Here is a 14549-nt window from a genome sequence, read left to right as displayed (position 1 = left end):
TACCACCCACATTATTTTTCTTAGTGGTTTGCGCCGCTTGCCGCGTCACTCATCTTCCTCATTGCATCGTCTATCGTGAATGTGTTCGGCGGCTGGATAGCCGGGAATTCCTTGAAGGTTTCCGCGAACTTTGCGGCTGCGCTCTGTGCAACGAAGATGAAGTAGGCGTTGTACAGGAACCAATCGTAGTATCGGTTCGAGGTGATATCCGCGAACTCGTAGGGGTCGGTCCGGAGATTGAACAGTTTGGGCATACGCAAACGGACGAAGGGTTCGCTCCATACCTGCATCGTGCCCTGCACGCGTTGCTCCATGAAAATGATCTTCCAGTTATCGTAACGCATGGCGAGCACATCGCCATCGTCGCTGAAGTAGAAGAAGAACTTGCGTGGGCTCTCCTTCGCTGCTCCGGTGAGGTAGGGCAGCAGGTTGAAGCCATCGATATGGTTCTTGTAGGTACGAGCAATCGCCTTGTAGCCCTTCTTGAGCTTGTCAACGACATCGTCCCCACCGGCCATGGCGAGAAATGTCGGCAACCAGTCATGATGCTGGACAATACCGTTGGCGACCGATCCGGCCGCGATCTTGCCCGGCCAGCGGGCGAGCAAGGGGATGCGGAACGCACCTTCCCAGTTGGTATTCTTTTCACTGCGGAACGGCGTCATCCCCCCATCCGGCCAGGAATTGCGATGAGGGCCGTTGTCCGTCGAATAGAGCACGAGCGTATTGTCGGCGATGCCTATTTCGTCGAGCAAGTCGAGCATTTGCCCCACATTCTTGTCATGGTCGATCATCGTGTCATGATAATCAGACTGCCAGCGCCCCGCTTGGCCCTTGCTGCCGGGCTTGGGATGCGTGAACAGGTGCATATGCGTGGTGTTCAGCCAGACGAAGAATGGCTTGCCATCTGCATTCTGACGCTGGATGAAGTCTCTGGCAGCGGCGACGAACTCATCGTCGCAGGTCTCCATGCGTTTCTTGGTGAGCGGCCCGGTATCCTCGATCTTCTGCTTCCCGACCCTGCCCCACCGCGGCATATCTGTCGGATCGTCTTTGTCAGTCGCCCAGGAGTGGATCACCCCGCGCGGACCAAAATTCGCCTTGAACTTCGGATCACTTGGGTAGTCTTCCATCTCGGGCTCTTCCTCCGCATTGAGATGGTAGAGATTGCCAAAAAACTCGTCGAAGCCGTGGTTGGTCGGCAGCATGTGGTTGAGGTCGCCGAGATGGTTTTTTCCAAACTGGCCCGTTGCATAGCCCTGCTCCTTCAGCAGCGCCGCAATCGTCACGATCTTCTCGTTCATGCCTATGGGCGCGGCGGGAATGCCGACCTTTGAGAGGCCCGTCCTGTAGACACTCTGGCCCGTTATGAAGGAGGAACGACCGGCGGTACACGACTGTTCGCCATAGCTGTCTGTGAACAGCATGCCCTCCCTCGCGATGCGGTCAATGTTTGGAGTTTGGTAGCCCATCAGGCCATGGGTGTAGCAACTGAGGTTGGATTGGCCGATGTCGTCACCCCAAATGACGAGTATATTCGGCTTGCTGGTCTTTGCAGAATTGGCCATCCGATTTCTCCTGAAGGTTTAACTTCATCCTTAAAAACGACGCTCCATTTGACCCGGAGCGCGGCATATGGTGCACGATCGGCGCTCAGCCGAAGGGGCCGGCCTGAAAGACCATGCTGAACATCGCGACGAGACCAGTCAGCAGCAGGAGCAAGGCGACGATCAACGTCATCGAAGGAGGGAAATGGCTTTGCGCGTAAATGAGCCCCTCTTCGTGCATAGCGTCCCGTTCGTGCCGCAGACCGAGCATGAACTGCAGGTGGTAGCCGATGCCGATAACCAGCATTGCTATTCCGACAAGCACCAACGTCACGCCGAAGTTGCGCGGCGCCGCAGCCGATGCGAGCGTGCCCGCCTCCCTCAGCTTGTCGAAAACCTGGTAGATCGTGAAGCCGAAGGAAATCAGCGACAGTGAAGTGCGGATAACCGACATCAAAGTGCGCTCGGCGCTCATGCGTGTCCGTTGGAAGGATAGTCCTGTGCGTCGCATGGACATCTCGGTCCGCTCGTCGGAGAGGTCTGTGCGGTACTCGGAAAGAGACGTGCGTTGCTCCGACAGGCTGGTCCTGTGGCCCGAAAGATCCGTCCGATAGGCTGAATACTGGACTGACGCGACATCCGATCTGGACTGATCCACCTCTGGCATCGGCGGCAATGGAGTGGTTGGCAGGCGCGCTGGACGGATCGGTCCTTTCATAGCATCGTGTGTCGTGTACGGAGCCATCACACCTCCCCCTTGTGGCGAAGCTCTGCCTTGGCACGTCGGAACCACCAACGCCCCGCTATCTCGATAAGCGGGCGGAAGATGAAATAGGGTATGACGGCTAAAAGGAGCGCCATGACCAGGGCCTCCACCGGGTAGAAACGGTCCGACACCCGCATCTGATAGATCACGTCCATGGTTATGCCGAGGAGCACGACGCGGGCGAGAGACTGCAACGCCTGCTGAAGCTTACCGCGTTTGAGCGCCGGGAACCCCCTTCGTGTCCAGGAGAACATCGATCGTCCCTGCCGGGCCTCATTTAGCCCGTCGGGCAGCGCTGCAATAAACGCCATCACCGGCTGAAGAATGAACCGGAAGGTCATTGGCCCGTGTGCACGGTCAGCGATGTTGTGCCAAAAGCGATTGTCCACTTCGGTCGACCAGCCATAGGTCAGAATGCCGAGCACCAACATGGCCACCGTGACGAGCACAACGGCCATGCTGAGAAACCTGGAAAATTCCGAGGGTGTGCCTGTCATGCCTTCGTCCCACGCACATTTACGAGCCCGCCAAATGTGTAAAGTCACGTACTGGGCCGGGCAGATTAGCGGGTGAAGTCGCACCGATTTCCAGTACGCAACGGTTAACGGACACGTAACACAGTTGTAACGCTAGCGGCGCAAGAGCCTGACTGGCAAGCAGACTTACGAATGTGGTTAGACCAGAATGGAGATGACGGTCGAGGACCATGGGCCTTCATCAGCTAGAAACCTGATAGAGGCCTTAAACAGATTGGATGCCAGACCTTACTTGTCGCGATACTGGCGCGTTTCCAGTTTGAGGGTTCCGTCTTCCTGAACCTTATAGGTTTCATGAACCTCTTTGCCGAGTTTGTCTTGGAATTCGTGTGTCACCAGGCTTCCCACAGGAGCGTTTTGCAGCCTGGTGACATGTTCATGACCATAGCCAATGCTCCCCTCAATGAGATCCAGGGCTTGTGCCGGATAGACGGCAGCAAGGACGGCAAGCAGAGCGACCACAAGTTGCGCCATGGGGCATACACTCCTTAATTTAGGCGGGACTGTTCAGGTGGGCCGATTTGCCCCAACGTAGTAGTCGCCGGTATCAGCCGTTAAAATAGGAACCGCATGGCGGGATGTCGCTGAATCCAGAGACTTGTCGGCGACCTGCGAACCGGCTTGCCGTTCAGGCCCAACCGCGACCACCTGGATAAGCAAGACAAGGATCGCGGCAATGAACTTGGTTCCGGGTTTCATGATGGAAACTCCTTCATAATTCGATTGCTATTGGCTGCCGCACCCTCGATCGGGGAGAATACGACATGCAATCCATGGTACGATCGGCAGCAACGGCTTCACAGTACGCAACAGTAAACGCATTACCATTACCCTGGCGGATTGCAGTCGCCCCACAGCACACGAGCGCTCACGCATCCTCGTCAGTCCGCCACGACATCCCAGTCGTCACCGGGATTGAAAGTCCGGATAGCACTGGCGATCTTCGCGGTCTCTGCGCCGAGATCTGCTTCGTACACCACGCCGTTACGGTTGACGACAAAGGTCTTGACCCCACTGACGCCGTAGTCGATGGGCCATGCCACCAGGGCAAATCCGGCAATCATGTTGCCATTGATGACATAGTCGAATTCGCCACCGACGATGTTTGGGCCCTGCCCGGTGAGGATTTGATACCGATACCCAAAATATCCCTGACCAGGTTCTCGCTGGTTGAGTGTGCCGCCGTCATCCAGCCCCTCACCTGCGGGGCTTTCCACACCACCCCACGCATCTGCTGGCCAATAGAGGCCATCCTGCTGCCCATCGCTGCTGATCAGCTTTTGAGCATACTCAAGGACGCCGTCTCCGTCATGATCTTGCGACGCGTAATTCTCCTGCGCCTCCAGATATGCCCGCACGGTTGTAAGCGCTTGCAGTTCATTCTCGCCCACATTGCGGTTGGCAATTTCTTCCAGGCCTTTGAACGTGTCGAAAGACCACTTTTTGTCACTTCCCTGGACCAGCGGAAAGGGAAGCGGCCACAGCTTGTTGCCGATCTCGATCACTTTCAGGCCTTCCACGTCCTTGACGAGGACTTTTTCGCGAACGCCCGCCTGAATGTCCTTGTATGTCGCCATCACAGCTTCGCTGGCTTTGATCCTGGCAGCATCGAGCCCCAGCAACGCGGCGAGCTTCGCAACATCCCCGCTTCCCACCGTGTCCTTGAAAGCGGCAACGGCCTGCTCAGAGCTCTCGAACAGCGGCGGATCCTCGGACGCAGCGTAGTCAGCAAGCGGGGGACTGTCTCCAGATGCAGGTTCCTGCGCTAGACCATCAGGGGTCCCATATGCCAATGATAACAGGGTTACGCACGTGCAAGACAACGATCCAATTCGCCTGGTCATGACCGCTTCCTCCTTCGACGTTATCGGTGCCGGCACGCTGATCAGCGACGCAACCGGATTGTTGAGCTTCTGGCAAGATCCGCCGTCGGTTCCTGAGCGCACAGTTGTGTAACAAAGGTAAGCGACCCAACACCTGCCAAAAAAGTGCATACGGAACCGAGCCTCATGAGCGTCTCCCGATGAGGCTTGACCATCACGAGGCTATAGGCCGGCCCGCAATGAGGAAAGCACGTTGCTGTAAACGGCGCTGTTATTTACGGCCGCACGGCGAGCGCAACTCAAGTCAATCCTCGATCCGGCGTGAGCCGGGTCAAGGGTCGCCATGGTGTCGCCGATACCGTTGTAACGTCGGGATTTACAGTAACGTACTTCCCCTTTGACACGTTCGCCGCATGCTCCTCGTTAGTTGCACGGAGGCGATCATGGCGCTGGCGTTTGACAACGCACAATCCACTTCTGCAGTGCCCAGCGATATGGTCTGGATCCCCGGCCGCACCTTCACCATGGGTTCGAACGAACACTACCCTGAGGAGGCACCCGCCCATCTCGTCAGCGTCGATGGATGCTGGATGGACGAAACACCGGTAACCAACCGCAAGTTCATGGCGTTCGTAAAGGCAACCGGCTATGTGACTTGGGCCGAGAAAGCACCGGATCCGCAGCATTATCCCGGGGCGCTGCCGCACATGCTGAAGGCCGGCTCGCTTGTGTTCATCCCGCCGAGAGCCGTCAAAGGACCCGATATCTCCCAATGGTGGAGATTCAAATTTGGAGCCAACTGGCGCCGACCGCTTGGTGGCCTCAGCGACATCAGAGGCAAGCTTGATCATCCGGTGATCCATGTCGCCTGGTGCGATGCCAGGGCTTATGCCGACTGGGCGGGATTGGACCTGCCAACCGAAGCGGAATGGGAGCTTGCTGCTCGCGGCGGTTTGGAAAATGCGGAATACGCCTGGGGCGCGGATCTGATGCCGAATGGAAAGGCGATGGCGAACACCTGGCAGGGAAAATTCCCGACACAGACGACTAAACCTACCGGGCACGAGCGCACGTCAAGCGTTCGGTCGTTTCCGCCGAATGGTTACGGGCTCTATGACATGATCGGCAATGTCTGGGAGTGGACATCCGACTACTGGTCGACATCCCACCCGCAGCCTGCGGTAAAGTCCTGCTGTATCCCAAGAAATCCTTGCGGCGAGATGACCGAGGCGAGCTTTGATCCGCAGCAGCCGGAGATTCGGATCCCTCGCCGGGTTCTCAAGGGCGGGTCGCATCTTTGCGCGCCTAACTATTGCCGTCGCTATCGGCCGGCTGCCCGCCATCCAGAGCCCGAAGATACCTCCACAAGCCATGTCGGCTTTCGCTGCATCAAACGCGTTCCAGCTAAGGAGAAACAGGATGAAGTCGCCTCCTAGGTATCCACAAGCGGTCAACGGCATCCTATCGGTTGCACTCCTTATTCTGACGGTGATCCTCCCGTCGTTCACGCTTGCGCAGGATGTATTGCCGTCGTGGAACGACACTGCCGCCAAATCGAGGATCATCGACTTTGTGACGAAAACGACGACCGAAGGCGGTGAAGGCTACGTCCCGCCTGACGAGAGGATTGCGGTCTTTGACAACGACGGGACACTCTGGTCGGAACAGCCCTATTACTTCCAGCTCGGCTTCGTTCTCGATCGTGTGAAGAAGCTCGCTCCGCAGCATCCGGAATGGCAAGAGAAGGAACCTTTCAAGTCGGTGCTGGCCAATGATCTTGCAAATGTCGCAGCGGGTGGCGAACGTGCGCTGGTAGAGCTTGTTATGACGACGCACGCTGGCATGACGACGGACGAGTTCAACAAGATCGTCACCGATTGGTTTGCCTCTGCCAAACATCCGAAAACGGGCAGACCTTTTACCGATATGACGTTCCTGCCGATGCGCGAGTTGCTGGATTATCTCCGCGCGCATGACTTTCGCACCTATATCGTCTCCGGCGGCGGAGTGGAATTCATGAGGCCGATCACCGAAAAGGCTTACGGAATTCCCCCAGAGCAGGTGATAGGAAGCACTATCGTCACGGAATACGCTCTGGTGGGTGACGTGCCGGTTCTGAGACGATTGCCGGAGCTAGACTTCGTCGACGACGGTCCAGGCAAGCCCGTGGGCATCAATCAATTTATAGGCCAGCGCCCCATCTTCGTCGCCGGCAATTCCGATGGTGACTACGAAATGCTTCGATGGGTGACGGCGGGGAAACAGCATGGTTTTGCGATGCTCGTCCATCACACTGACGGTGAGCGGGAATACGCTTACGACCGCAACTCGTCGTTTGGCAAGCTGGACAAGGCGCTGAACGATGCCGAACGGCGCAACTGGCTCGTTGTGGATATGAAGGCGGACTGGAAGTCGGTCTATCCCAAGTAGATACTGTTCCGGTGCTGCGACCCCGAAATTGCAATTACAGCAAGTTGAGATCTGAGGGTAACAGCATGCGTCGCCTTTCGCCGTGTGATGGCATGATCGCGCTTGCGCCTGGAGATGTAGCCTGACCAACCTTCGAGAGGCTGCGCTGCAGGGATGCTATGAGAACGGGATCATAATTGCGACGCTTCATCCAGGTCACAAGCTCGGTCCGATAGCCAGGCATAACGCTCGCAAGGAGGTGCAGCCCTCCCCGAGCAGCGGGTGATCGAACCTCGGCAAGTGCAGCTACCTTTAATGCCGCAATGACAACATCAACACGGGAGATCTGCTCCGCCATCAGCGATGCGTTCGAATAATTCCCCTTGCTATAGGCATCGAGCGCCAGAACGAGGCGAGCGTCTCCCGGAATGGCATTGACGTTCCGGGAGGCGTCCTGCGCCAGGGACACAGCGGCATCGCGATAGCCTGAATTGAAAAGCACTATCGCGAGTTTCGCTAGGACGTCGGGATTGTGCGGATTGAGTGACAGGGCCTGATTTCCAGCTGCTATGGCGGCTTCGGTACTCCCGGTGTAAAACTGCGTCATCATCAGTGCTATGTAAGCACGATCGGACATTGGATCGAGGGATACGGCGCGGCGTGCCAGGGAACCGGCACGATCCAGGGTTTCTGGTTTCAGTTCTCCCAGGTCTGCGTCCATCAGTACCCGCGCCAAAGCGGCTGCGGCGTCGGAATTGCCGGGCTGGATCTGCAACGTCCGCTCCAGACAAATCTTGGCATGCCGCACGTCAGACTGCCGCCCCTCGTCCAGCTCATATTCTGCCCGAAGAACACAGGTGTTTCCGAGCACGGCCTTATCCTGTTCGTCATGCGTCTCCAGATTACTGATGACGCCTCTGGTCGCAGCAAGTTTCCGCGCCAGAATAGAGACGACTTCATCGCGTACGGCCTCGCCGCTTCGTCCATCCACGAGCACCCTTTCGACACCCGATGCCAGGACGCCACCATTCTGACCATCGACGGCGCGCCACCAGACGCTGCGATCTCCGCTGTCGGCGTAATATTTCAGCTCGATGCTGTAGGTATGCATCTGCGTCCGTGGTTGTATCGCAGGTGCCGCCGTGCTCACAAATTCTCGTTTGGCGACGATGTTGACTGTTCGGAATTTGGATAGCGCGGTGACCAGGTAGTCGTTCAGAAGGTTGGCTTCTTCCTGATGGCTTGCTTCGGCGGCGACAACATCGATTGTAACTGTGGGTCGCAATGTCATGACGGCACGCTGATCAACCAGCAGCCATCCGGCGCCAATTACGCCTAACGCAATCACACCCGAGGTCATTCCTCTAATCTTACGGCCAAAAAGACGTGGGCTATGTTCCTGGGTCGGCGCCAGATCGACCATGTCCTCGCCTTCGCCCTCTTCCGTTGCCCTCAGGGTTGACGATGATTTGCTGAAAATCGTCAGATAGCGCCCGATCGGAAGCTGAATGCTGATCTCGAGTTCCGGTCCGTAGGCCTCGTAATAGGCACCAAGTGCCGAGCGTAGTCGGCTGAGTTCAATTCGGACAATTGGATCAGTGTTCGGATCGAAGCGGGGCGAACGCCCAAGCACGTCCAGCGCGATAGCATATGCCTTGACGCCCTCGGTCTGGCCTTCAAAATATCGCTCTGCGATGTATCTCAGGACATTTTTCGCACGATCGGTCGCATGAAATCGTGGGTCCGAGAGCAACCTATCAAGCTCTGCACGGGCCTCCGCTTCACTCACCTCGCGGACTGCATCCTGGTCTTCGCCAGCGTTCATTGCCGTGACCCCGAGTTGAGTTCAACTGCGTCGCCTGCAGAAAACTTACGCTTCGGATCGTCTGGGCCGGATATCCCAGTTCGGATCACGAGGGTGTACTGAAAGTTCAGCTCGCCTTCGTGGTGCTAAAACCTGATTGCCATACCCAGGATCGGTCCCTTTTGCACAACGTCGAAGATGAAGCCATCCTGGCTGTAGTCGACGCCAAGTGCGCGATATCCGGCAATCGCCGAGACAGTATCATTGAACTTGTACCCAAGCCCTAGCGCCACATCCCAGTCGAGGTCTGCACCTCCACCGCCGATCAGCGCCCAGCCCGTCAGGTAGATTTCCGGGGTGAAGTGATAGTTTCCCCGGACGCCAGCCATTGCGTCCACCCAGGTGGCATCGTCCTCTACATCACGGCCACCGAGAATGCCGCCGCTGAAAGAGATCTCCGTGCTCACCGACCACACCTTCACGCCACCAACCAGGTCCAGGTGTCCCACGTCGCCGGCATCGATGACGGAATACCCCACGCCGAGCAGCCCGGAAAAGGTTGTCGAGGTGACATCGACACTCTCGGCCAACAGTCCGCTCGGCGTATCCCCGTCCGCACCCAGTTTGGCGTAGATGATATCACCGAATATGCTGTATGGACCGTACCGGGCCTCGCCCGCGGCCATGAAACCAATGTCGAAGTTCTCGAGCACATCGCTGAAGCTTGCGTCGATGCTCACCACAGGGAGGCCAAACTGTGCGGCGTCACCGGAGAGGCCCGCGGCCCAAAAGTATGGGGCAAAGTTGAACGTCCATCCCTCCGAGCTTTGCTCGGTCGTATCGGCCGGAGCCAGTAGGGCAGGATCCGCGGCATGAACGGCATTGGCGTATCCCAGCACGACAAAGCCGGTCAGCAAGAGTACTTTCACTGTCACGAATACCTCCATGGCGTGTCATGAAACATGATCGCCATCCGCCCTGGCGGCCATATCCAGTCGATCAGTCTAGACGAAGACCCTAAAATTCTGGCGTAACATACAGTAAGCTACGGGATGCGGGCTTGGCGCCGGCTGGCTGGCGAAGGACGGCCTCAAAGCCCTTGCCTATAGGTACACCTGCCTTCCGAAGCCCCTTCGCGACGCGCAACTGATCCTCCGGACGCTGGAACCTCATCTGGAGCTCCGCCTTGAGGTTCGAGATAAAGTCCGGGTGCATTTCCATGAACGCCTGGCCCTCGCGGCGCGCTTCCTCCAGCATGCCGGCGTCGGCGTAGATAATCGCTGCCACGGCATGGAATAGAGGAAACCGCTCAAGGTCTTCCTGCCGGATTCTCGTGATGGCGGTCTTGTAGTCGCCGAGGAAATAGGCGACCAGCGCGCGCGTGCCATGATTGTAACCGCCACCGCCCGGGCTGAGCGCTATCCCCCTGTCGAGCAGCACTGCGCCGCGCCGCCAATCTCCGCCCATTGCTACCCTGAGGCCGAACTCGCCGAGCAACTCGGTGTCGTTCGGATTGGTTGCAAGTGCCTGTTCGCCAACAAGCATGGCTTCGGAAAACTCCTGATTGAACGTTAGTGCCATCATCAGCGCCTGTAGCCCGCGGACATTGCCGGAATCGAGTTGGATGGCGCGGCGAGCGGCGCGAAGCGCACGGTGCACCGGCGTTTCGTTATCAGCCCTCGCGTTGAAGAGGTAGCGACTTTCATCGAGATAGATGATGGATAGCATTGCCCATGCTGTAGCGTATACCGGGTAGCGGGCTACTGCCTCCTCCAGGCAGTCTCTGACTTTCGCGTGGAGTTCTGTACTTAGCTCGGCACGGTAGGTGTAGAAGCTCGACGTACATTCGTATGCTCCAAGGTCGTCGGAGGGACCTTTCGGCGCTTCGGCCTGCGCTATGACCCCATATGGTTGAGCCACCGTGGTCGCCACCTTGCTTGCAACGTCAGCCTGGATCGAGAGAAGGTCATTTGCCCGCAGATTGTTGTCATAGGTCTGTGACCACAGGACTTCCCCGTTCGTGGTGTCTGTCAGTTTTGCCGTCACCCTGATCTGATTGATCGATGTTCGAACTCCGCCCGACAGCAGATATCGTGCACCGAGCTGTTTCTCCATCTCGGCCGCATCAGCCTGGGGAGACAGCGAACGGGTCTCGCCTCCGAACACCTTGACCTCTTTGAAGCGGACAAGCGCTGTCAAAAGCTCTTCCGTTATTCCTTTAGCGTAGATCCCGGCCCCCTCGCCCCCATCCAGATCTTCAAATGGCGTGACCATCAAGGTCGGCCGCTCAGGCACGACGGGTTCCCGCCTGAAGGTCGCGCCAGCCCACCAGGCACCTGCAACGAGCATCAATACGGCCAGCGCGGCTCCCACGATAAGAAGGTTCCGACGCAATCGGGTGTGATGCTGGCCTTCAGGTTTATGCTCGATGGGAAGGAGATCCGCCGCCGGTGGTCTGTTGGGATTCCAGGTGAAAATCGGAACATACCCGCCTTTCGGCACGTCAATTCTAACGGGATCTGTTTGGCCCGCCACAAGGTAGTAACGCTCGAGCGCTCTTCGCAGCCGTCCGGCCTCGATCCGCACTATAGGATCGTCCTGGGTGAAACTTGCGGGCCGCTTGAAGACCTCTATCGCTATGGAGTAGCCTTTGATCCTCTCTTCCCGCCCCGCAAATACCTCTCCGACAATGTAGGACAGAAATGCGGCTGTGCGTCCGACCTTGGGAAACTCCGGACTGTGAAGGATCAACTCGAGTTGGTGGCGAACGTCGTCGTTCGAAGGCGGCGGGCTGGACGTGTTTTCCAAGGACGGCGCCGACGTATCCGCTTCGATTGCATCGCCGCCGCCGCGCCCTTCCATTGCCTGATACGTACAACTCGGCACATACCCGCCCTTGGGAATAGTGACCAACACAAGGTCCGAGCGACCTGCGAGCAGATAGTAGCGTTCGAGCGATTGCCTGAGGCGGTTGGCAGCAATGCGGACGATCGGATCGCCCTGGGGGTCGAAGGTGCTACCTCGACCGAACACTTCCACGGCGATTGTGTAAGCCTTGATGCGGTCGGCTCGGCCGGAAAACGCTTCATCCGTCACGTAGGCGAATAGCCGACGCTCGCGCTCCGTTGCGTTGAACGCGGAGTTTTGTTGGATCCGCTCCACCTGATGCCGGCATTCAGGAAGTGTCGGCCGGGGATCATCGTTTTCGAATGCAGCAGCAAGTTTCACGACACCCTCCCGCGCGTGAACGCTAGCGTCGATGCGACGGCCCAGGCCGCTACTTGACCTTAAAAGTATATGCTCTCCTCGGGCGAGGCGATAGGGGGTAATCGCGATGCCTGTTCCGACCTCTGCTTGCCTTGATGCTGCATCTTCGCTGCGATGCCAAGCAAGTGGCTTGTATTGCCGATATGCATGCTTTTACGGTTTGGAGGAAGTCGCCGACCTGATGGCCATGAGCAACGCGGCGAGCGATCATATCCTTGCACGCGGAGGCTTATACCAGTTCGCATTTGCCGTGCGGGCACGATCGCCTCCCCTCGCTAATGCCCCGTAAGCACCAGGGTCTGCACGGGCAAAAGAATGGCTTGCATGCGCAGGATCATCGCATGCACAAGACCGACTGTATCGACCACGTGATAAAACAACCACCGCCCCGTGCCAATCTCGGGGTCGGCCAGTGCCGCATGATTGTTGCTATAGGCGTTGGCGATGCAGCTGCTTCCCGGCGGAATATCATCTAGTCCCCCGGCAAAAAGCGGCTGCAGGAAAACTGTGAGCGTACCTGGTTGTGCCATTTGCTGGACATCTGCAAGCTGGTCGGTTGGTCGCAACTGGCCCGCGGCGATGACGTCCTGGACATCGGTCACGACCAGCGGAATGATCGAAAATGGCTTGCCGATGCAGGTGGCCTCTGCAACCATTCCAGGTCTCATGATCTGTGCCTCGATCTGTCCGAAGCCGGCAATCAGCGTGCCGCGACCGGCTTCGCTCGGAACGAGAATGCCGGCTGGGCGCAGCATTGTGTTCAGGACATCTCCGGGACGGAGCGTGAACTGCTGCACCGTGCCGGCAACACCTGCGGTGACGACGGTCTTGTCCAGCTCCACCTGCGCCTGAGCTTCCGCTGCCTGTGCGCTCGCCTTCTGGGCCGGCAGGAGGATGCTGATCTTTGCTTTTAGCGTTTCCTTTGTCGCCAGCGCTGAAGCCACCGCACCCTTGCGACTTTCGACAGTGTTGGCCAGACGGTCAACTTCCCTTCGAGCAACCGCATCGTCTCTGAGAAGCTGGGTTTTCATTGCCAGCTCGTCCACCGCGACTTGAAGTGCGCCTTCAGCCTCTTGTATCTGGCCATCCACGCCGGCCAGTTCAGTCTGGGCAATCTTCGCCTCGGCGTCGGCTTCAACAATCTGCCTGCGGGCGGTCTCGAGCGCTGCCAGCTGCTCTGAATCGTCCAGCCGGAAGAGTGGCGTGCCAGCGGCTACCCTCTCATTCAATCCCACATAGACTTCATCGACACGTCCACTCATTTCCGGAAGGATGGTGATGGTCCGAAAGACGGCAGTGACGCTCTTCGTGGACGGGTGGAAATAGAAGATCATCGTGATCAGCGAAATCGTCAGAACGAGGCACGCGGTGATGCCCCAACGCAGTTCGTACCACATGCTATACAAGGTGAGCTCACGACCAATCCGCTTTCCCTGAGCATATCGCCGATAAAGATAATCCGGGAAGATGGTCAGCATTGAGCAGAGCATCAACTCAAGCATGGTCAGACACCTTCTCTGGCGGTAACTTTTCTGGCGGCAACGTCTTCGTCACCTCGCTGCCTGGTCCTGGAACCACGGAACTCGGCAATCTGGTTCCGATTTCGACCGGTACACGCCCCGCAAGTTTTGCGAGGGACCGGGCGATGGAATAGAGCGGCGTCATAAAATCTGGAAAACGAATGAAGGCCAACAGCAGGCCGATGATCCAATAGATATGGTTGTGCGTGAAGAGTGAGATCAGTGCGAGAACCGCCACGATTTCCATCTGGACCTTGTTGGCCCGGTGCGCAATGCGCTCCGGGACAGCGTGGAGTTGAAAGTACAGATTTCCCACGACAAGAACCATCACGATCAGAAACACGATCACGCCTACGAACAGGTAGTCGGTCTGCCCAGGCTGAGTGATGAAGCCCGGGATATGGTCCACGAGTGCGGGGTGAACAGAGTGCTCCACCTACCCCTCCTGCCCTGGAAGTTTCTGCCGAATGACGTCCTGCCGCTTTACCGTGCAGATCACGCATGCCCCCATATCTGACTTACCATCAGCGCTGACCGCCCGAACAGCAAGGCGACTGCGGTCAAGGCGTAACGGTGAATAAGAGTAGCCAAGCGCAAAAAGGAACGCGTGTATGATCCTGTATATTACGGGGGGAAACCGCCTTTGCGCCGACGACAGTTCCGGGTGGTAAATTGCCGGCTTAAATATTGTGGCATTCGACGCATGAAAATGGCGGCAGGGGGAACCTTTCCTCATAACCAGTGTTCTAGCCCCTGAGCGCGTCAACTCCCTCCCCTCTAGAGAACGTGCTCACGGAACGCGCGGATCCTTATTCTTGACTTGCACTCAGCCGCGCGTTCCTCTTTTCCATCACAGCCCAGGGCCCAACATTTGCAC

At 57.6% G+C, this 14549-nt stretch carries 13 protein-coding genes; 2 read left to right on the top strand and 11 right to left on the bottom strand.

Going from position 1 to position 14549, the window contains the following annotated elements; translation table 11 throughout:
• Positions 1–20: 20 nt before the first annotated feature.
• From LH464_RS16295 to LH464_RS16270, 6 genes are all read right to left on the bottom strand, one after another.
• Positions 21–1568, bottom strand: coding sequence for an arylsulfatase (locus tag LH464_RS16295; protein WP_226787451.1), 1548 nt, complete (start codon positions 1566–1568; stop codon positions 21–23).
• Between the two features lie 85 nt (positions 1569–1653).
• Positions 1654–2205 (bottom strand): YidH family protein, encoded by a 552-nt coding sequence (locus tag LH464_RS16290; RefSeq protein WP_226787450.1) that lies wholly within the window; start codon positions 2203–2205, stop codon positions 1654–1656.
• Positions 2206–2291: 86 nt separating this feature from the next.
• The gene (locus LH464_RS16285) at positions 2292–2810 is read right to left on the bottom strand and encodes a hypothetical protein (protein WP_226787449.1); all 519 of its coding nucleotides are present in this window, start codon (positions 2808–2810) and stop codon (positions 2292–2294) included.
• A gap of 267 nt (positions 2811–3077) precedes the next feature.
• Positions 3078–3323 carry a hypothetical protein gene (locus tag LH464_RS16280; protein WP_226787448.1) on the bottom strand — a complete coding sequence of 82 codons (246 nt, stop codon included), beginning with the start codon at positions 3321–3323 and terminating at the stop codon, positions 3078–3080.
• Between the two features lie 33 nt (positions 3324–3356).
• A complete protein-coding gene (locus LH464_RS16275; RefSeq protein WP_226787447.1) occupies positions 3357–3548 on the bottom strand; it encodes a hypothetical protein in 192 nt (63 codons plus the stop codon).
• Positions 3549–3730: 182 nt separating this feature from the next.
• Complete coding sequence (locus tag LH464_RS16270) at positions 3731–4693, bottom strand: DUF2950 family protein (RefSeq protein ID WP_226787488.1); 963 nt, start codon at positions 4691–4693, stop codon at positions 3731–3733.
• 422 nt (positions 4694–5115) lie between these two features.
• Here LH464_RS16270 and LH464_RS16265 point away from each other — a divergent pair, with 422 nt between their 5' ends.
• Positions 5116–6108, top strand: coding sequence for a formylglycine-generating enzyme family protein (locus LH464_RS16265; RefSeq protein ID WP_226787446.1), 993 nt, complete (start codon positions 5116–5118; stop codon positions 6106–6108).
• Entirely contained in the window at positions 6092–7102 is a 1011-nt protein-coding gene (locus tag LH464_RS16260) for an HAD family hydrolase (RefSeq protein ID WP_226787445.1), read from the top strand. Before LH464_RS16265 ends, LH464_RS16260 begins: the two co-directional genes overlap by 17 nt.
• A gap of 34 nt (positions 7103–7136) precedes the next feature.
• On the opposite strand, the gene LH464_RS16255 is transcribed toward LH464_RS16260, so the two are convergent.
• The 5 genes from LH464_RS16255 to LH464_RS16235 form a co-directional block, all read right to left on the bottom strand.
• Positions 7137–8906 (bottom strand): tetratricopeptide repeat protein, encoded by a 1770-nt coding sequence (locus LH464_RS16255; RefSeq protein ID WP_226787444.1) that lies wholly within the window; start codon positions 8904–8906, stop codon positions 7137–7139.
• Positions 8907–9031: 125 nt separating this feature from the next.
• The gene (locus tag LH464_RS16250) at positions 9032–9832 is read right to left on the bottom strand and encodes a hypothetical protein (RefSeq protein WP_390624994.1); all 801 of its coding nucleotides are present in this window, start codon (positions 9830–9832) and stop codon (positions 9032–9034) included.
• Between the two features lie 70 nt (positions 9833–9902).
• Complete coding sequence (locus tag LH464_RS16245) at positions 9903–12113, bottom strand: adenylate cyclase (RefSeq protein WP_226787443.1); 2211 nt, start codon at positions 12111–12113, stop codon at positions 9903–9905.
• Between the two features lie 314 nt (positions 12114–12427).
• Positions 12428–13654: an HlyD family secretion protein gene (locus LH464_RS16240; RefSeq protein WP_226787442.1), complete on the bottom strand. Its 1227-nt coding sequence runs from the start codon at positions 13652–13654 to the stop codon at positions 12428–12430.
• Positions 13647–14108: a hypothetical protein gene (locus LH464_RS16235; protein ID WP_226787441.1), complete on the bottom strand. Its 462-nt coding sequence runs from the start codon at positions 14106–14108 to the stop codon at positions 13647–13649. The genes LH464_RS16240 and LH464_RS16235 overlap by 8 nt, the downstream gene beginning before the upstream one ends.
• Positions 14109–14549: the final 441 nt, after the last annotated feature.

It is taken from the genome of Pseudorhizobium xiangyangii (assembly GCF_020531965.1).
GTDB classification, from domain to species: domain Bacteria; phylum Pseudomonadota; class Alphaproteobacteria; order Rhizobiales; family Rhizobiaceae; genus Neorhizobium; species Neorhizobium xiangyangii.
This window is presented reverse-complemented; position numbering and strand designations above follow the sequence as displayed.

Coding starts and splice junctions, on each gene's coding strand:
- LH464_RS16260 (WP_226787445.1), top strand. CDS start 6,092: ATGAAGTCGCCTCCTAGGTATCCACAAGCGGTCAACGGCATCCTATCG.
- LH464_RS16280 (WP_226787448.1), bottom strand. CDS start 3,323: ATGGCGCAACTTGTGGTCGCTCTGCTTGCCGTCCTTGCTGCCGTCTAT.
- LH464_RS16255 (WP_226787444.1), bottom strand. CDS start 8,906: ATGAACGCTGGCGAAGACCAGGATGCAGTCCGCGAGGTGAGTGAAGCG.
- LH464_RS16240 (WP_226787442.1), bottom strand. CDS start 13,654: ATGCTTGAGTTGATGCTCTGCTCAATGCTGACCATCTTCCCGGATTAT.
- LH464_RS16265 (WP_226787446.1), top strand. CDS start 5,116: ATGGCGCTGGCGTTTGACAACGCACAATCCACTTCTGCAGTGCCCAGC.
- LH464_RS16295 (WP_226787451.1), bottom strand. CDS start 1,568: ATGGCCAATTCTGCAAAGACCAGCAAGCCGAATATACTCGTCATTTGG.
- LH464_RS16250 (WP_390624994.1), bottom strand. CDS start 9,832: ATGGAGGTATTCGTGACAGTGAAAGTACTCTTGCTGACCGGCTTTGTC.
- LH464_RS16285 (WP_226787449.1), bottom strand. CDS start 2,810: ATGACAGGCACACCCTCGGAATTTTCCAGGTTTCTCAGCATGGCCGTT.
- LH464_RS16270 (WP_226787488.1), bottom strand. CDS start 4,693: ATGACCAGGCGAATTGGATCGTTGTCTTGCACGTGCGTAACCCTGTTA.
- LH464_RS16275 (WP_226787447.1), bottom strand. CDS start 3,548: ATGAAACCCGGAACCAAGTTCATTGCCGCGATCCTTGTCTTGCTTATC.